Here is a 16,445-nt window from a genome sequence, read left to right as displayed (position 1 = left end):
AGAAGGAAACAGCATGGCCGGAAACAGCATCGGGCAATTTTTTCGAGTAACGACCTTTGGCGAGTCCCACGGGCTTGCGCTGGGCTGTATCGTTGACGGCGTGCCGCCAGGCATTCCGCTGACCGAAGCGGATATTCAGCATGACCTCGATCGCCGCCGTCCTGGCACATCGCGCTATACCACGCAGCGCCGCGAGCCGGATCAGGTGAAAATTTTGTCCGGTGTGTTTGAGGGTGTGACCACCGGCACCTCGATTGGCCTGCTGATTGAAAACACCGATCAGCGTTCGCAGGATTACGGCGCTATCAAAGATCTCTTCCGTCCGGGCCATGCTGATTACACCTACGAGCAGAAATATGGTCAGCGTGACTATCGTGGCGGTGGACGCTCGTCGGCGCGCGAAACCGCGATGCGCGTGGCAGCCGGTGCCATTGCCAAGAAATACCTGCAGATGAAACACGGTGTGGTGGTGCGTGGCTATCTGTCACAGATTGGTGACATCGCCTGTGAACTGAAAGACTGGAGCATCGTGGAAGAGAATCCGTTCTTCTGCCCGGATGCCGACAAGCTGGAGGCGCTGGATGAACTGATGCGCGGCCTGAAAAAAGAGGGCGACTCCATTGGCGCTAAAGTTACGGTCATGGCAGATAACGTGCCGCCAGGCCTGGGCGAGCCGGTCTTTGACCGACTGGATGCCGATCTGGCACATGCGCTGATGAGCATCAATGCCGTTAAAGGCGTTGAAATCGGTGACGGCTTTGCGGTGGTTAACCAGCGCGGCAGCCAGCACCGTGACGAGATCCGCCACGATGGTTTCCAGAGCAACCACGCCGGGGGCATTCTGGGCGGCATTAGCAGCGGCCAGACCATCAGCGCCAATCTGGCGATGAAACCGACCTCCAGCATCACCGTGCCGGGTAAAACCATTACCCGCGACGGCGAAGAAGTGGAGATGATCACTAAAGGCCGCCACGATCCCTGCGTCGGGATCCGCGCAGTGCCGATCGCCGAGGCGATGATGGCGATCGTCCTGATGGATCATCTGCTGCGCCAGCGGGCGCAGAACGGTGACGTTAACAGCTCCGTACCGCGCTGGTGATGCCATGAAGGCTCTTCTGCTTACTCTGAGTGCGCTGTTGATCAGCGCCTCCAGCCTGGCGGCGACGCCGTGGCAACGCATCCAGCAGCCGATCACCGGCGCACCGCAGTCAATCGGTGGCTTTGCCAACGGCTGTATTGTTGGCGCCGAGGCGCTGCCGCTGAATTCACCGCACTATCAGGTGATGCGTCAGGATCAGCGGCGCTACTTCGGTCATCCCGATCTGATTCAGTTTATTCAGCGGCTCAGTACGCAGGTGCATAACCTGCAACTGGGCAACGTGCTGATTGGCGACATGGGCATGGCAGCAGGCGGACGTTTCAGCAGCGGTCACGCCAGCCATCAGACCGGGCTGGATGTCGATATCTGGCTACAACTGCCGAAAACCCGCTGGAGCGCGCAGCAACTGCTGAAGCCGCAGCCGCTGGATCTGGTCGGGCCGGGTGACAAAAATGTGATTGCGCGTCACTGGCAGCCGGAAATTGATAGCCTGATTAAACTGGCCGCGAAAGATGATGATGTGACACGGATCTTCGTCAATCCGGCGATTAAAAAGCAGCTTTGTGCCGATGCAGGTAACGATCGTGACTGGCTGCGTAAAGTGCGCCCGTGGTTTGCTCACCGCGCGCATATGCATGTGCGCCTGCGCTGCCCGGCGGGCAGTATCGGCTGTGAAGATCAGCCTGCACCGCCTGCTGGCGATGGCTGTGGCGCAGAGTTGCAGAGCTGGTTCCTGCCGAAACAGCCTGGTTCGGGCGCGCCGGTGAAACGTGAGCCGCCGCCATTACCGCCTGCCTGTCAGGCCCTGCTGGATAAACATCTACTGTAAGGGATTCCATGGATTGGTTTGTGGTCAGCCCGCTGCTTGTCGGGCTACTGTTTTTAATCGCCATGCTTGCCGGTTTTATTGATTCAATCGCGGGTGGCGGGGGATTACTTACGGTACCTTCGCTGCTGGCGGCGGGCCTCTCTCCTGCACAGGCGCTGGCGACCAATAAACTGCAATCGGTGGGCGGCTCGTTTTCCGCCAGTCTCTACTTTGTCCGGCGTGGTGCGGTCAAGCTGAATGAACAGTGGCTGAACATCGCCATGACGCTGCTGGGTTCCGTGCTGGGCGCGATACTGATTCAGCGCCTGCAGGCGGATTTCCTGCGCCAGATGCTGCCGCTGTTTTTAATCGCTATCGGTCTGTGGTTCCTGCTGATGCCGCGCCTCGGCGAAGTGGATCAGGCGCGTCGCCTGCATGGTGTGGCCTATGCACTGGTCGGCGGCGGGGCGGTGGGATTCTATGACGGCTTTTTCGGGCCGGGCGCAGGATCTTTTTATGCGCTGGCTTTCGTCACGCTCTGCGGCTACAACCTTGCCAAAGCGACCGCCCATGCCAAGGTCCTCAATTTCACCTCGAACCTCGGCAGCCTGCTGTTCTTTATGTTCGGCGGCAAAGTGGTGTGGGGAACCGGCCTGATCATGATGCTCGGGGCTTTCTGCGGCGCGCGTCTGGGCGCACGACTGGTGCTGAGCCGCGGACAGAAGCTGATCCGCCCGATGGTGGTGATTGTGTCTGCCGTCATGAGCATTAAATTACTGTGGGACAGCCATGGCAGCGCCGTTATGACCTGGCTTGCCACGCTGCAATCGTAACCTGAAACCTGATACCGTCATGAACCCGACACATCATTATGAACAGCTGATCACGCTGTTTGATCGCTGTTTCAGCGATGAATTTCAGACCCGTCTAATTAAAGGCGATGATGAACCGATCTATCTTCCTGCTGATGCCGAATCGCCGTGGAATCGTGTGGTCTTTGCTCACGGCTTCTACGCCAGCGCCCTGCATGAGATCTCTCACTGGTGCATCGCCGGTGAAGCGCGCCGCAAACTGGTCGATTTTGGCTACTGGTACTGTCCGGATGGCCGCGATGCGCTTACCCAGAGTCAGTTTGAAGCGGTGGAAGTGAAGCCACAGGCGCTGGAATGGATGTTTTGTACGGCGGCAGGCTTTCCCTTCAACGTGAGTTGTGACAATCTCGACGGAGATTGTGAGCCGGATCGCATTGCGTTCCAGCGTAAAGTGCATGCTCAGGTCATGAGCTATCTGACGTCGGGCATTCCCGACCGTCCCGCGCGTTTTATTACCGCCCTGGCGGAATTTTATGGCAGGCCTTCATTAACCGCATCGCAGTTTCCCTGGCCGGACGATCTGTGATGCAGAAAGGCATTATTAAAAGAGGAATTGAGATGATCGCAGAATTTGAAGCGCGTATTCTGGCCCTGATTGACGACATGGTCGAGCATGCCAGTGACGATGAGCTGTTCGCCAGCGGTTATCTGCGCGGGCATCTGACACTGGCCGTCGCTGAAGTGGAGCAACTGGGCGAACATACGCCAGAAGCGCTGCAGATTCAGGTGAGCCGCAGTCTGCAAAATGCCATAGCTGCCGGAGAACTCTCGCCGCGCGATCAGGCATTAGTGGTCGGGATGTGGGATAACCTGTTTGTTCAGGCACGCCAGCTCTCCGCGTAATGGTGCAGGGCGGCATGCCGCCCTTAGCGTCCGCTAAACGGCTTTTCCCTTCAGTAATTTCCTTACCCAGTAACGATTCGGATTGAGTGCTGCCAGGGTACTGGCATCCAGAGGCTGAGGCTCGCCCGCCAGCTGAGCTGCCAGCACTTCGGCCGCCAGCGGCGCACTGCACAGGCCGCGCGATCCCAGCGCCCCAAACAGATACAAGCCCGCAAGATCGGGCGCGTCAGCGATATCGCCGCCTGCTGCCTGCTGTGCCGGCAAATCAGCATACTGCGCCAGCGTAGCAGCATAATCCGGCACGCCGCCCACCATCGGCAGGTGATCCCGGGTAGCGCAGCGCACCCCCATTCTTGCCTTTCCATCACTGACATCCACCGTTTCGGCCCAGCAGCTGTCAGGCAGGCAATGCAGCAGGCGGCTGCGGTTCTCCTGCTGATCCTCTTCCCGATACGCGGTTGCAGTATCGCCACGGTGATAGCTGGCCCCGATGCAGTGCGTACCAAACTGCGGGCTGACAGGCGTCAGATAGCCGTCGTAACAGAGCACCGTTTGCAGCGCGTTGAGGCCGGGCGTGGAGGGAACATGGCTTACCTGACCGGCCACCGGATAGGTCGGCAGTGGGGCGCTTTGCGCAAAGTCGGCAATCGCATGACCGTTTGCCAGTACGACGGTCGGATGACGCACCGCCGGACGATCGCTGAACGTCAGCGTCCAGTGATCCTCCTCCCGGGAAAGCGCGCTCACCCGGTGCAGCCACTGAATACGCAATCCCCGGGTCTCGCCATGCGCCAGCATCGCGGTGGTCAGCTCTGCCGGTGAGAGCCAGCCGCCTTGCGGATAGAAAATGCCGCCACAGCCATGTTCAACATTCGCCAGTTTCTCTGCCTCTGCCACATCAACACCACAGGCGATGGTTTCAGGCAGATCCATCGCCAGCATCTGATCGATCTTCTTACGGCTTTTCTCATCCCAGCCCAGCTGCAGCACCCCGCTCCAGTGATGCTCATAGGTGACGGTTAGTTGATCATAGAGCCGCCGGGCAAAGCTGAAGGCCGAGGGAAAAAAGGTGGCAAGCGCCGGGTCGTGCTGGTTGAGCAGCGGATAGAGTGCTCCCTGACGATTGCCGGACGCGCCCAGCGCGGGCGCCTCATCGGCGCAATAAAGCGTTACCCGCCAGCCGCGACGCAGCAGCGCCAGCGCCAGGGTGGCACTGGCGACGCCGCCGCCAATCAGGGCCACATCACGCTGCTCCGCAGCTTGACGATGATACCAGGGCTGTGCGGCGGGCAGCGGAGGCGCATCCTGCAACGGCCCGCATAGCATTTCGCGCTTCGGGCCAAATCCTTTGCGGCGGATGACCGCAAAGCCCGCCTGCTGCAGACCGCGCCGGACAATACCTGCAGCCGTAAAAGTCGCGAAGGTCCCCTGCGGCCGCGCCAGTTTTGCCATCATGCCGAACAGCTCCGGCGTCCACATATCCGGGTTCTTTGAGGGCGCGAATCCATCCAGGAACCAGGCATCAACCTGACGATTCAGGCTCTCATCCAGCTCACCCATCAGCAGGTTAATATCGCCCAGCCACAGGTCGAGCGTGATGCGGCCGCCATCAAACAGCAAACGCTGACAGCCGGGCAGGGCAGCGGGCCACTGCGCCTGCAGCGCCTCCGCCCAGGGGGCCAGTTCGGGCCAGTGCTGCTGCGCCGCGGTTAAATCTTCACGGGTTAACGGAAATTTCTCAAAGCTGATGAAATGCAGACGTTTTAAAGTGGCGTCGGGCTGTTCGCGCTGAAACGCATCGAACGCCTGCCACAGCGTCAGGAAATTAAGACCGGTACCAAAACCGCTCTCCGCCACGATCAGCAGATCGCGCGGATGCTCAGCGAAACGCTGGGGAAAACCGTTGCCGCCAAGGAAGACATAGCGTGTCTCTTCCAGACCGTTGTCATTAGAGAAATAGACATCGCCAAACGCTCGGGAAACAGGTGTACCCTGTTCATTCCAGTTTAGCTTTGCATGTTCAACCGGGGTCAATTTCACGGTAAAGGCTCGTTTTTCAGGCAGTGGCGCGATTCTAGCGACCCGCGTGACATGACGCAAATTTACAAAAGGAAATAGCTGATCGGACTTGTTCGGCGTACAAGTGTACGCTAGAGTGCATGCCAATTAAGAAGAAGTGGATGAGGAAGATTGAATGAAACGTGCTGTGATTACTGGCTTAGGGATCGTTTCCAGTATTGGTAATAACCAGCAGGAGGTGCTGTCATCTCTGCGTGAAGGACGCTCTGGCATCACCTTTTCTGAAGAGATGAAAGATTCCGGCATGCGTAGTCACGTCTGGGGTAACGTTAAATTAGATACCACCGGCCTCATCGATCGCAAAGTTGTGCGCTTTATGAGTGATGCGTCCATCTATGCTTATCTTTCCATGGAAGAAGCGATTAAAGATTCTGGCCTCAGCGCTGAAGCGTATCAGAGTAACCCACGTGTGGGTCTGATTGCGGGTTCAGGCGGCGGCTCCCCTCGTTTCCAGGTATTTGGTGCTGATGCAATGCGCAGCCCACGCGGCCTGAAAGCGGTTGGCCCTTATGTGGTCACCAAAGCGATGGCCTCTGGCGTCTCTGCCTGCCTCGCAACGCCATTCAAAATTCATGGCGTAAACTACTCGATTAGCTCCGCTTGTGCCACCTCTGCGCACTGTATCGGTAACGCCGTTGAGCAGATCCAGCTTGGCAAACAGGATATCGTTTTCGCAGGCGGCGGCGAAGAGCTGTGCTGGGAAATGGCCTGTGAGTTCGACGCCATGGGCGCACTCTCTACCCGTTATAACGACACGCCAGAAAAAGCGTCACGCACTTATGACAATGAGCGCGACGGCTTTGTTATCGCCGGTGGCGGTGGCATGGTCGTGGTTGAAGAGCTGGAGCATGCGCTGGCACGTGGTGCGCATATCTATGCCGAAATCGTCGGTTATGGTGCCACTTCAGACGGTGCAGACATGGTTGCTCCATCAGGTGAAGGCGCAGTGCGCTGCATGAAGATGGCGATGCACGGTGTCGATACACCTATCGACTATCTGAACAGCCACGGAACCTCTACCCCGGTGGGTGATGTGAAAGAGCTGGGTGCGATTCGTGAAGTGTTTGGCGATAACACGCCATACATCTCAGCAACGAAAGCGATGACCGGCCACTCTCTGGGTGCGGCTGGCGTGCAGGAAGCGATCTACTCGCTGCTGATGCTGGAGCATGGCTTTATCGCGCCAAGCATCAACATCACCTCGCTTGACGCGGCAGCAACCGGTATGAACATCGTCACTGAGCCGATGGAAAAAGAGCTGACTACCGTGATGTCTAACAGCTTTGGTTTTGGCGGCACCAACGCCACGCTGACCATGCGTAAATATCAGGCGTAATTATTACGTCAGCACTCTGAAGGGCCGGCTTGCCGGCCCTTTTGTTTTTTGTGAACATGCTTCGCTGCAACTCATGGTGTGCTCAGGGAACACGGGCAGATCGGAAAGACGCTAAAGCCAATCCCTGGCCGCTCGGCCCGCGCCGTCCATGGCGCGGGACGCTTTCCTCCTCTGCCCCTGTTCCCTGCGCGTTGTGCTACTGTGTGGCGGTAAGATACATCCTGAATGGGGTTGGTCAGTCGTCTGACGTTTTACAGCCCATCCGCTTTACCTCGTTAAAACCTCCGTTCTAGCCCTCCCGCTGCAGCAGCCGCAGCAATGTATCGCATCCTGCCACAATCTCGTCAGGCGTCAGTGCGGCAAAGCCCAGCATCCAGCCCTGCTGAGGCGAAGACCCGGCATAGAGCGGACTCAGACGCGGCAGCAGCAGACCCTGTTGAGCCGCCAGTGCGGTTAACCGTGCTTCATCCTGTTGCAGTCTGACAGTGACCTGTAACCCGCCGCCGCTGGCAATTGGCGTGAGCCACGGCGACAGTTGCTGAGCAATTAGCGTCAGCAGCAGATCGCGACGGCTGCGATAGAGCTGACGCATCAGCCGCAGATGGCTGGCGAAATGCCCCTGTTGCAGAAAGGCGGCGGTGACAGCCTGCGGCAGCAGGGCGCTGTGTCCATCCAGCACGCTGCGAGCCTGGCCTATGGGGGTAATCAGCGCGGGCGGGACCACCATCCAGGCCAGCCGCAGGGAGGGAAACAGCGACTTCGAAAAGGTGCCCAGCGTAATTACCCGCTGATGGCGATCCAGTCCCTGCAGCGCAGGGATAGGACGTTCGTCGTAGTGAAATTCGCTGTCATAATCGTCTTCGATCAGCCAGCACCGGTTGTACTGCGCCCAGTCCAGCCACGCCAGGCGTCGCGCCAGGCTCAGCGTCACGCCGCAAGGATAATGATGCGATGGCGTCAGATACATCAGCTTTGCACTGCCGCTGGCGGGGATGGCACCTTCGGCATCGACCCCAATCCCGCGCACCTGTGCGCCGGCAGCCAGAAAGGCGTTACGCGCACCAGGATAGCCCGGCTCCTCCATCCATACCTCATCACCGGGATCGACGAACATCATTGCCAGTAACTGCAGTGCCTGTTGTGAACTGGTCAGAATAATCACCTGTTCCGGCTGGCATACCACGCCCCGGGAAAGCGCCAGATAATCCGCGAGTGCGCTGCGTAACGGCAGGTAGCCGCAGGGATCGCCATATCCCATTGCAATGCTGCCCAGTGAACGCTGCACGCTGCTGCCGAGGCGTCGCCAGGTGTCGTGGGGAAAAGCGCGTAACTCCGGTGAACCGGCGGCGAACGCATGAGGAAAAGGGGGATCCTGACAGCCACCGGTTGCCAGTACCTGCTGGCCCCGCGCCGAGAAACGGACGGGCTGAGGCCGGGCAGGTAATGATGATGAGTGGGTGGGGATGATGATGGCAACAAAAGTACCGCGACCGGTCTCGCGTCGCAGATAGCCTTCACTCTCCAGCTGCCCGTAGGCCGCTTCCACCGTCACACGTGACAGATGCAGATCCTGCGCCAGCTGCCGACTGGACGGCAACTGCTGACCAGCATGCAGATGGTGCCGGTTGATCGCCAGTCGCAGGGTAGAGCAGAGCCGCTCTCGCACGCCACCGCTGGTCTGATGCTGGAAAAGTTGTAGTAACGGTGCAGACATATGGGTCTTATACCTGATGGAGAATGGGTATCAGTAAGCAGTCCACTTTGCCGTAAACTGCAGACTCACCACAACAGGAGAATCGCTATGTCATCGGTTTTACGCATTCCGGCCGCCACACCGCAGCTAAGCCTCGACTATTTGCAGGCAAAACTCGCTTTTTACACCGATGCCTGGGATCTGGCGGAAGATCTGGGGCGGCAAATCCCGGATATTGTGGTGATCGATGCTCGCGCGCCGGAGGCTTATCGCGCCGGGCATATTTGCGGCGCGATCAACTTTCCGCATCGCGAGATGGATGCCACTACGACGGCCCGGCTCGATCGCAGCAAAGTTTATGTCACGTATTGTGACGGCATTGGCTGTAACGGCTCGACGAAAGCGGCCTGGAAACTGGCCTCGCTGGGATTTCAGGTGAAGGAGTTGATTGGCGGGCTGGATTTCTGGAAACGTGACGGTCATCCGCTGACCTGGGGTGATGCTCCGGGTGAATGGCCAGTCGCCGCGCCCAAAGCATTCTGTGGCTGTTAACTCAGAGAACCAGCCAGAGTAAAAGGGTGATGACGACCAGTGCGACAAAGAAACCCAGCAGGGGGCGCTCTGCCAGAGGCTGAATCGCGGGCGGCAGTGACGCCACAAAGGGCGACCAGATCGGCTGCGGTTTAATCTCGCTGGCAGCCAGCGGCTGTTCGAGAAGTTTTTCTGCCCGGTCGGCGCGACGGCTGAACAGGAAGTTCAGCAGATCCTGGGTCTGCGTTACGGTAAGCACCGTCTGCGGCGTGGCCTGGAAACGCTGCTGGCTGTAGTCCTCCAGTTGCTGCCGCTCCTGCTGATCAAGCGGCTGTTTCAGGGAGGCTTCCAGCAATTGCAGCGTCGGTGCGCTGTGCTGACTCAGCGTCTGACGCACCTGCAGATACTGAGTCAGCAGCGGGAAGTGGCGCGACGGGATGGGATCACCGCTGGTCAGATTCACCAGTTTCAGCGCAGCCGTCCACAGCTTACCGGTGGATTCGCCAGTGGCAGCGGCCAGGCGTACCACCTGCTGATTCAGCGTATGGTGCTCGGCAGGCAGCAGCGTGCGATCGCTGACGCGAATCTGCTGCGGCTGAGGAATGGTCATCTGCCCGTTCTGCAGCATCGTCAGCACCTGGCGCAGCTGATCCTGGCTCAGCGCGCTCAGTACGGTCTGACCAAACTGCTGACGGATAAAATCGCTGACGGCCTGACGGTTATTGCCTTTCGGCAGCAGATCGGTGAGCTGGGTCATCAGCTGGCGTGTGGCATGCCCATTCTGCGTCTGCGTAAGGCGGCCATTAAGGTACTGTTCCGCTGCCGGAAAATGACGCGACTGCAACTCCGCTTCACTCTTTACGCCCACTTCATGGCGTACGCCCGCCCACAGTTCAGGCGCTTTAAGATTGCTGAGCGATGAGATACGCACGATCAGGCGCTCTAACGTCGTGCGCTGTGCTGGTGAGAGGGGCTGTTCACCGGCCACTGAACCGTGACGCGTTACGCCAGTTTGCGGATTGACAGATGAACGATCGCCGACCGGCACACCGGGGCCGCTGAGTGGTTGCATGGCGGATTCCTTGGGAAAACAGAACAGCGTGGGGTGCGCCGGAAAATGAATAGGCCATGATAGCAAAAGCCCCCGGGAAATCCCACGGGGGCGCACGCGTTTCGGCGGGAGATTTACTCTTCTGCCAGCTTCAGACGATGACGACGCCAGCGTTTCCAGATTGGCGGCACGACCAGCACGGCAATCGCCAGCACCAGCAGGACTTTGCAAATCAGGCTTTCCCACAGGATGACCATATTCCCGTTGCTGATCGACAGCGCACGACGCAGGTTCTGCTCCAGCATTTCACCCAGCACAAAGCCCAGAATCAATGGCGACATCGGAAAATCCATCTTACGCAGGATATAGCCGAAGATCCCCAGCCCGACCATCAGCAACAGATCGAAGGTGGTGCTGTGTACCGCGTAAACACCCACGGCCGAGATGGCGGCGATTGCCGGAACCAGGAACCAGAGTGGAATGGTCAGCATACGGGCGAAAACGTTGATCATCGGGATATTCATGATCAACAGCATCACGTTGCCGATTAACAGAGCGGCAATCAGACCCCAGACGATATCTGGCTGTTCAACAAACATCGCCGGTCCCGGCGTGATGTTATACAGCGTCAACGCGCCGACCATCACCGCAGTCGTGCCCGAGCCGGGGATCCCCAGCGTCAGCATCGGGATAAAGGAGCCGCAGGCCGAAGCGTTGTTTGCCGCTTCCGGCGCAGCCACACCGCGAATATCCCCTTTGCCAAACTGATCGCTGCCGCTGATCTTCTTCTCGGTCATATAGGCGATGGCGCTGGCAATGGTTGCACCGGCACCCGGCAGCACCCCAACGAAGAAACCAATGAAAGAGGAACGCAGCGTGGCGCCAGTCGCCATTGCCGCTTCTTTCATATTGAACATCATGCGTCCGCTGGCCCGAACCGCTTTCTGCCCGCCGCTGGTCGACTCCAGCATCAGCAGAATTTCGCTGACCGAGAACAGGCCAATCACCACGACCACAAACTGAATGCCGTCAGAAAGATGAACGCTGTCAAAGGTAAAGCGGTAGACGCCGGTATTGGCATCAACGCCCACCGTGGCCATTCCCAGCCCAATCAGTGCGGCGAGGAACGATTTCAGCGGATTGTGACTCATCATGCTGCCAAGGCAGGCGATAGCGAACACCATCAGGGCAAAATATTCCGCCGGACCAAAGGCCAGCGACCAGCTTGCCAGCAGCGGAGCGAACAGAATAATGCCGATAATGGCAATGGTAGAACCGATAAAGGAGCTGACCGCCGAAATCGACAGGGCGACGCCCGCCTTGCCCTGTTGCGCCATCGGATAGCCATCCAGCGCGGTCATGATCGCGCCGGCATCACCGGGTACGTTAAGCAGGATAGAGGAGATACGTCCGCCATATTCGCAACCGATATAGACCGTTGCCAGCAGAATCAGCGCCGATTCCGCTGGTAAGTGCAGCGCAAAGGCCAGCGGCATCAGAATCGCCACGCCATTAATCGGGCCAAGACCCGGCAGCAGGCCGACAATGGTGCCGATAAAGCAGCCAATCAGGGCAATGAGCAGGTTCTCTGGCGTCATGGCGACGGCAAAGCCCTGCATTAAAAAGGACCAGGTATCCATGATGCTCTCCTTAACTCAGCCAGCTGCCGACCGGAAGGGTCACTTCCAGCAGGCGATCAAAGGCATAAAACAGCGTACTGCCCATCACCAGCCCGGCCAGCGCCGCTGCCCACCAGCGCGCGCCAAACAGCAGACCGATGCCGAAAGTCAGCAGGGTGGTACAGATGGCAAAGCCCAGCGTTTCAAACAGCCAGCCATAGAGCATCATCATCAGCGCCAGCGCCACCAGTCGTTTCAGCGTGCTGCGTGAAGGCCAGTGAATGGTATCGGGTTTGCGAAACAGCATCAGCAGGGCACAGATCGCCATCAGGCCGAGGATCGCCATCGGGAAGGGCCGCGGCCCCACCGGTTCATAGCTGTATTCGCTCTGGATTTGCCAGGCCACTACCATGCCGCCAAGGCACAGCGCCAGCCACAGGCCTGCAAAAATACGATCGCTCATCATTCGCTCCTGTTATTTGGCCAGGCCAAATGATTTCGCCTGCTCACGGTAATCCGACACCTGCTTTTTCACGTAGCTGTCGAGCTCCTGGCCAAACATATTGAATTCGAACAGGCCACGCATATCACGCTGCTTTTTGAATTCCGGGGTATCCACCATTTTTTTGAACGCCTGCTCCCACCACTGGTAATCGGCGTCGCTGACTTTAGGGCCGAGGTAGTAACCGCGGATGACCGGCCAGACAATGTTGAAACCTTGCTCTTTGGCGGTAGGCACCTGCGCCAGCTGGCCCGGCAGGCGCTGATCGGACATCACCGCCAGTACCCGCATTTTGCCACTCTGCAGATGCGGCACCATTTCACTCATGTCGCCGGAGACCACCTGAATATGATTGCCTAGCAGTGCCGTCACCGGCTCGCCGCCGCCTTCAAAGGCGACATAGCGCATCTTGCGTGGATCGATCCCGGCTTCGCGCGCCAGAAGCGCGGTTTTCATCCAGTCCTGGCTGCCGATGGACGCTCCGGCTCCGACTACCACTTTGGTCGGATCCGCTTTCATCGCCGCCATCAGTTCGCCGAGGTTTTTCCACGGCGCATCGTCACGCACCGCCACCATGCCGTAATCCGTGCCCACCGCTGCCAGCCACTTCACATCGTCCACCGAGTAGCGGCCAAATTTGCCCTGCGACAGATTCAGCAGCGAGCCGCCCGAGAAGGCGACTACCGTGCCGGCTTCAGCCGGGCGCTGAGCAATAATTGCGTTGTAGGCCACCGCGCCGACGCCGCCGGGCATATAGGTGACGCGCATCGGTGTCTCAATCTGTTTGGTTTCCTGCAGCGAAACCTGCAACAACTTACAGGTGAGGTCAAAACCGCCACCCGGTTTGGCCGGTGCAATACATTCAGTACGGCCTGGACCGTCGGCGGCGGTTGCAGCAGGCACCATCAGTGCCAGCAGAGCGGTGGTCAGGGCGGTATGGATTATTTTTTTCATCGTAGGCTCCATTCATTCTTCCAGAGTGTGATTGCTGCCGAACTATTGGCGTTGCTGAATTGTTAAAACAATTACCTTTCATTTACCTTTCACTACCCGGATTTAATGACAGGATGTGATATGCGTCTCTTACTGGTGGAAGATACGGCTGACCTGGCGCGCTGGCTGCAGAAAGCGCTGACGCAAAAAGGCTTTGCCGTTGACTGGGTGGCAGAGGGTGTCGCCGCCGATCACGCCTTGCAGTGTGAAGCCTATGCGCTGGTGGTGCTGGACGTCTCACTGCCGCGCATCGACGGGCTGGAAGTGCTGACGCGGTTGCGGCGGCGCGGACAGAGCGTGCCCGTTTTGCTGCTGACGGCACGCAGTGCGCTGGACGATCGGGTTCGCGGCCTGAACCTCGGGGCGGATGACTACCTGACCAAACCTTTTGAACTGGATGAACTGGAAGCGCGGCTGCGGGCGCTGCTGCGGCGCAGCCAGAACCAGGCTGCGCAAACGCAGTCGCTGGGCCAGCTGGTGCTGGACGGCGAAGGCTATTTCATGCTGGGCGACCGGTCGCTGGCGCTGACGCCGCGTGAATCGAGCATTCTGACTACGCTGATGCAACGCCACGGCCGGCCGGTTTCCCGTCAGCATCTGTATGAACAGACGTTTAACCTGGCGGATGAGGCCAGCCCGGAGAGCATTGAGCTCTATGTCCATCGGGTACGGAAAAAACTGGCGGGCAGTGATGTCGCCATCGTGACGCTACGCGGACTCGGTTACAGCCTGGAAACGCTGCCGTGCGGTTGATCCATTCGCTGCGCGGCGAACTGCTCGCCTGGCTCGGCCTGCCGCTGCTGCTGCTGTGGGCGCTGTCGGTTTACACCCATTATCAAAGCGGGCTGGCGGCCGCTAATCAGGCGTACGATCGCTCGCTGCTGGCCTCGGCGCGCACCGTGGCAGAACGGCTGGTAGTGCGCCAGCATCATCTGGAGATCGATGTTCCCTGGGTGGTGCTGGACAGTTTCGAACGCAACATGAATGACCAGTTGTTTTATCAGGTGATCTCCCCACAGGGAAAGACGCTGTCCGGCTACGATGACCTGCCGCCGATTCCCCCCGCCAGTGAAATGTCGACCGCTTACCCGGCGCTGGTGCACTTTTATGACGGGCGTTATCACCAGCATCGCATTCGGGTAGCGGCACTGTGGCAACCGGTGAGCGAGGCGGGCGTTGACGGCATGGCGCTGGTACTGGTGGCGGAAACGGTCAATTCACGCCAGGAGTTTGCCCGCGGGCTGATGCGTACCGCGCTGATCAGCCAGAGCGGGCTGGTGCTGATGACGTTGCTGCTGGCCAGCCTGATGCTGCGTCGGGTGTTACGCCCGCTGCGGCGTCTGTCACGGATTGTATTACAGCGCGACGGCGGAGAATTAACGCCGTTGCCCTCGCTGCCGTGGTCTGAACTGCAACCACTGATCATCGCCTTTAACCGCTATCTGGAGCGTCTGCGCGGCCTGCTGGCGCGTCAGGATCGCTTCAGCGCAGACGCAGCACATCAGTTGCGCACACCGCTCACTATCCTCAAAACCCAGGTGAGCGTGGCGCTCAGCAGTGAACGCCCCGAGCAGTGGCAGGAGAGTCTTCATGGTATGCGTCATACACTGGATGAGACCATCTTACTCACCGATCGGCTGCTGCAGCTGGCGCGTATCAAGGCACGTCACGGTGAAGATAAGCCGATGATGCGGGTCGATCTGGCGGTCATCGTGCGTGAAGCCTGTCTCAGCCGTTACACGGCAGCGCGCACCCGGCAAATCGATCTTGGCTATGAGGGCGATGAGAGCAGTGAGGTGATCGGGGACAGCGTGCTGCTCGGCGAGCTGTGTGCCAACCTGCTGGACAACGCCATTAAATATACTCCGCATCACGGTATCGTTACCGCGCGGGTGGTGGCGGGAAAGCTGGAAATCGAGGACAACGGGCCAGGCATTTCCGGGGCAGAGCAGTTGAAGGCGTTACAGCCCTTTCAGCGGCTGGATAATGTCGGCGTGCAGCCGGGTGCCGGGATTGGGCTGGCGCTGGTACAGGATATCTGTGCCTGGCATGGTGCCCGTATGCAGCTGGATCGCAGCCCGCAACTGGGCGGGCTGCGCGTGACGATACGGTTTACAGCCGACGCAGGTTGACCGGTTTTGTTCGGGTGAGCGGTGTGCGCAGCCGCTGCGCCAGTATTACCCCGCTAAGCGTCAGACCGCCGCCAATCCAGTGGTAACTGTGTAGCTGCTCATGCAGGAAAATCACCGCGATCACCGCGGTAAAGACCGGGATCAGATTCATAAAGATACTGGTGGTGCTGGCACCCAGACGCTGTACGCCGTGGATCCACAGGAACGGCGCGATGATCGAAGCAAACAGACCGGCAAAGGCCACCAGCGGCAGGTTGTGCCGGTTAAGCGCCACCTCGGGAGCCAGCAGAAAACCAGGCAGCAGCAGCACGACACCGAATAATATCTGCACATACAGGCTTTGCCAGATCGGCAGCGGCAGCGCCCAGCGGCGTGTCAGCACGCCATACAACGCATAGGCGGCAGAGGCGGCCAGCATCAGCAGTTCACCTTTTCCCAGACCGTGATTCAGCAGCTGCATCACGTTGCCCTCACTGACCAGCCATACCAGACCGGTAAAGGAGATGATGCTGCCGAGCAGGATGCCGAGCGTCGGCGCAATCCGCAGGATTACCACGCTCAGCAGCACAGTGAGCAGCGGAATAAGGGCGCCGATAATGCCCATAAAGAGTGCGCTGACACTGTGTGCTGCGTAGTAGGCGAGACTCTGATAGAGCACCATGCCGAGCAGGCCAAGGATCGCCAGCCGCCAGAGGTGCGGTTTAATGACCTGACGCGTGCGCCAGACGCCGGGCAGCACAAAGGGCGTCAGCACCAGCAGCGCCAGTAACCAGCGGTAGAATGAGATCGCCGCCGGATCGATCGCATCCGCCGAGAGTTTGCTCACAATTGAGTTGATCGACCAGATTATTACCGCAAAGAGCGGGTACAGGAAAAACATGCTGACT

16 protein-coding genes are annotated in these 16,445 nt (G+C 59.0%); 9 read left to right on the top strand and 7 right to left on the bottom strand.

Translation table 11 applies throughout. The features are described from left to right. The first annotated feature begins 13 nt into the window (after window positions 1-13). From aroC to AC0T7J_RS05800, 5 genes are read left to right on the top strand one after another with little or no spacing between them, the layout of a single operon-like run. Complete coding sequence (gene aroC, locus AC0T7J_RS05820; RefSeq protein WP_473792762.1) at window positions 14-1,099, top strand: chorismate synthase; 1,086 nt, start codon at window positions 14-16, stop codon at window positions 1,097-1,099. A 4-nt stretch (window positions 1,100-1,103) separates the two neighbouring features. Further along, the gene (mepA, locus tag AC0T7J_RS05815; protein ID WP_010257953.1) at window positions 1,104-1,928 is read left to right on the top strand and encodes a penicillin-insensitive murein endopeptidase; all 825 of its coding nucleotides are present in this window, start codon (window positions 1,104-1,106) and stop codon (window positions 1,926-1,928) included. 8 nt (window positions 1,929-1,936) lie between these two features. Beyond that, window positions 1,937-2,740, top strand: a complete 804-nt coding sequence (locus AC0T7J_RS05810; protein WP_473792760.1) for a sulfite exporter TauE/SafE family protein — start codon at window positions 1,937-1,939, stop codon at window positions 2,738-2,740. Between the two features lie 19 nt (window positions 2,741-2,759). Next, a complete protein-coding gene (locus tag AC0T7J_RS05805; RefSeq protein ID WP_003854284.1) occupies window positions 2,760-3,305 on the top strand; it encodes an elongation factor P hydroxylase in 546 nt (181 codons plus the stop codon). A 32-nt stretch (window positions 3,306-3,337) separates the two neighbouring features. Then, window positions 3,338-3,622, top strand: coding sequence for a YfcL family protein (locus tag AC0T7J_RS05800; RefSeq protein ID WP_003854283.1), 285 nt, complete (start codon window positions 3,338-3,340; stop codon window positions 3,620-3,622). A gap of 33 nt (window positions 3,623-3,655) precedes the next feature. On the opposite strand, the gene mnmC is transcribed toward AC0T7J_RS05800, so the two are convergent. Beyond that, window positions 3,656-5,662: a bifunctional tRNA (5-methylaminomethyl-2-thiouridine)(34)-methyltransferase MnmC2/FAD-dependent 5-carboxymethylaminomethyl-2-thiouridine(34) oxidoreductase MnmC1 gene (gene mnmC / locus AC0T7J_RS05795; RefSeq protein ID WP_473792758.1), complete on the bottom strand. Its 2,007-nt coding sequence runs from the start codon at window positions 5,660-5,662 to the stop codon at window positions 3,656-3,658. A 154-nt stretch (window positions 5,663-5,816) separates the two neighbouring features. Between mnmC and fabB the strand changes: the two genes are divergently transcribed. Beyond that, on the top strand, window positions 5,817-7,037 hold the full coding sequence (fabB, locus tag AC0T7J_RS05790; RefSeq protein WP_010257968.1) for a beta-ketoacyl-ACP synthase I: 1,221 nt from the start codon (window positions 5,817-5,819) through the stop codon (window positions 7,035-7,037). Between the two features lie 289 nt (window positions 7,038-7,326). On the opposite strand, the gene pdxR is transcribed toward fabB, so the two are convergent. After that, the gene (gene pdxR / locus AC0T7J_RS05785) at window positions 7,327-8,751 is read right to left on the bottom strand and encodes a MocR-like pyridoxine biosynthesis transcription factor PdxR (RefSeq protein ID WP_473792756.1); all 1,425 of its coding nucleotides are present in this window, start codon (window positions 8,749-8,751) and stop codon (window positions 7,327-7,329) included. Window positions 8,752-8,838: 87 nt separating this feature from the next. Here pdxR and AC0T7J_RS05780 point away from each other — a divergent pair, with 87 nt between their 5' ends. Beyond that, entirely contained in the window at window positions 8,839-9,282 is a 444-nt protein-coding gene (locus AC0T7J_RS05780; RefSeq protein WP_473792754.1) for a rhodanese-like domain-containing protein, read from the top strand. 1 nt (window position 9,283) lies between these two features. Here the strand turns inward: AC0T7J_RS05780 and flk are convergent, their stop codons facing one another. The 4 genes from flk to AC0T7J_RS05760 form a co-directional block, all read right to left on the bottom strand. After that, window positions 9,284-10,333 (bottom strand): flagella biosynthesis regulator Flk, encoded by a 1,050-nt coding sequence (flk, locus tag AC0T7J_RS05775; RefSeq protein WP_010671443.1) that lies wholly within the window; start codon window positions 10,331-10,333, stop codon window positions 9,284-9,286. Window positions 10,334-10,446: 113 nt separating this feature from the next. Next, on the bottom strand, window positions 10,447-11,952 hold the full coding sequence (locus AC0T7J_RS05770; RefSeq protein WP_473792751.1) for a tripartite tricarboxylate transporter permease: 1,506 nt from the start codon (window positions 11,950-11,952) through the stop codon (window positions 10,447-10,449). A gap of 10 nt (window positions 11,953-11,962) precedes the next feature. Next, on the bottom strand, window positions 11,963-12,394 hold the full coding sequence (locus AC0T7J_RS05765; RefSeq protein WP_473792749.1) for a tripartite tricarboxylate transporter TctB family protein: 432 nt from the start codon (window positions 12,392-12,394) through the stop codon (window positions 11,963-11,965). Between the two features lie 12 nt (window positions 12,395-12,406). Next, window positions 12,407-13,387 (bottom strand): Bug family tripartite tricarboxylate transporter substrate binding protein, encoded by a 981-nt coding sequence (locus tag AC0T7J_RS05760; protein WP_473792747.1) that lies wholly within the window; start codon window positions 13,385-13,387, stop codon window positions 12,407-12,409. A 120-nt stretch (window positions 13,388-13,507) separates the two neighbouring features. Between AC0T7J_RS05760 and tctD the strand changes: the two genes are divergently transcribed. Together tctD and AC0T7J_RS05750 are read left to right on the top strand one after the other, a co-directional pair. Next, window positions 13,508-14,179 (top strand): transcriptional regulator TctD, encoded by a 672-nt coding sequence (gene tctD, locus AC0T7J_RS05755; RefSeq protein ID WP_473792745.1) that lies wholly within the window; start codon window positions 13,508-13,510, stop codon window positions 14,177-14,179. After that, the gene (locus AC0T7J_RS05750) at window positions 14,170-15,558 is read left to right on the top strand and encodes a sensor histidine kinase (protein ID WP_473792743.1); all 1,389 of its coding nucleotides are present in this window, start codon (window positions 14,170-14,172) and stop codon (window positions 15,556-15,558) included. The genes tctD and AC0T7J_RS05750 overlap by 10 nt, the downstream gene beginning before the upstream one ends. Here AC0T7J_RS05750 and AC0T7J_RS05745 read toward each other — a convergent pair. Beyond that, on the bottom strand, window positions 15,539-16,438 hold the full coding sequence (locus AC0T7J_RS05745) for a DMT family transporter (RefSeq protein ID WP_473792741.1): 900 nt from the start codon (window positions 16,436-16,438) through the stop codon (window positions 15,539-15,541). The two genes, AC0T7J_RS05750 and AC0T7J_RS05745, sit on opposite strands and share 20 nt — an antisense overlap. Between the last annotated feature and the right edge of the window lie 7 nt (window positions 16,439-16,445).

The organism is Pantoea sp. E956-1 (assembly GCF_982223955.1).
The sequence above is the reverse complement of the archived record's forward strand: the minus strand, read 5'-3'. Positions and strand labels throughout refer to the sequence as shown.

Coding starts and splice junctions, on each gene's coding strand:
- aroC (WP_473792762.1), top strand. CDS start 14: ATGGCCGGAAACAGCATCGGGCAATTTTTTCGAGTAACGACCTTTGGC.
- mepA (WP_010257953.1), top strand. CDS start 1,104: ATGAAGGCTCTTCTGCTTACTCTGAGTGCGCTGTTGATCAGCGCCTCC.
- AC0T7J_RS05810 (WP_473792760.1), top strand. CDS start 1,937: ATGGATTGGTTTGTGGTCAGCCCGCTGCTTGTCGGGCTACTGTTTTTA.
- AC0T7J_RS05805 (WP_003854284.1), top strand. CDS start 2,760: ATGAACCCGACACATCATTATGAACAGCTGATCACGCTGTTTGATCGC.
- AC0T7J_RS05800 (WP_003854283.1), top strand. CDS start 3,338: ATGATCGCAGAATTTGAAGCGCGTATTCTGGCCCTGATTGACGACATG.
- fabB (WP_010257968.1), top strand. CDS start 5,817: ATGAAACGTGCTGTGATTACTGGCTTAGGGATCGTTTCCAGTATTGGT.
- pdxR (WP_473792756.1), bottom strand. CDS start 8,751: ATGTCTGCACCGTTACTACAACTTTTCCAGCATCAGACCAGCGGTGGC.
- AC0T7J_RS05780 (WP_473792754.1), top strand. CDS start 8,839: ATGTCATCGGTTTTACGCATTCCGGCCGCCACACCGCAGCTAAGCCTC.
- flk (WP_010671443.1), bottom strand. CDS start 10,333: ATGCAACCACTCAGCGGCCCCGGTGTGCCGGTCGGCGATCGTTCATCT.
- AC0T7J_RS05770 (WP_473792751.1), bottom strand. CDS start 11,952: ATGGATACCTGGTCCTTTTTAATGCAGGGCTTTGCCGTCGCCATGACG.
- AC0T7J_RS05765 (WP_473792749.1), bottom strand. CDS start 12,394: ATGAGCGATCGTATTTTTGCAGGCCTGTGGCTGGCGCTGTGCCTTGGC.
- AC0T7J_RS05760 (WP_473792747.1), bottom strand. CDS start 13,387: ATGAAAAAAATAATCCATACCGCCCTGACCACCGCTCTGCTGGCACTG.
- tctD (WP_473792745.1), top strand. CDS start 13,508: ATGCGTCTCTTACTGGTGGAAGATACGGCTGACCTGGCGCGCTGGCTG.
- AC0T7J_RS05745 (WP_473792741.1), bottom strand. CDS start 16,438: ATGTTTTTCCTGTACCCGCTCTTTGCGGTAATAATCTGGTCGATCAAC.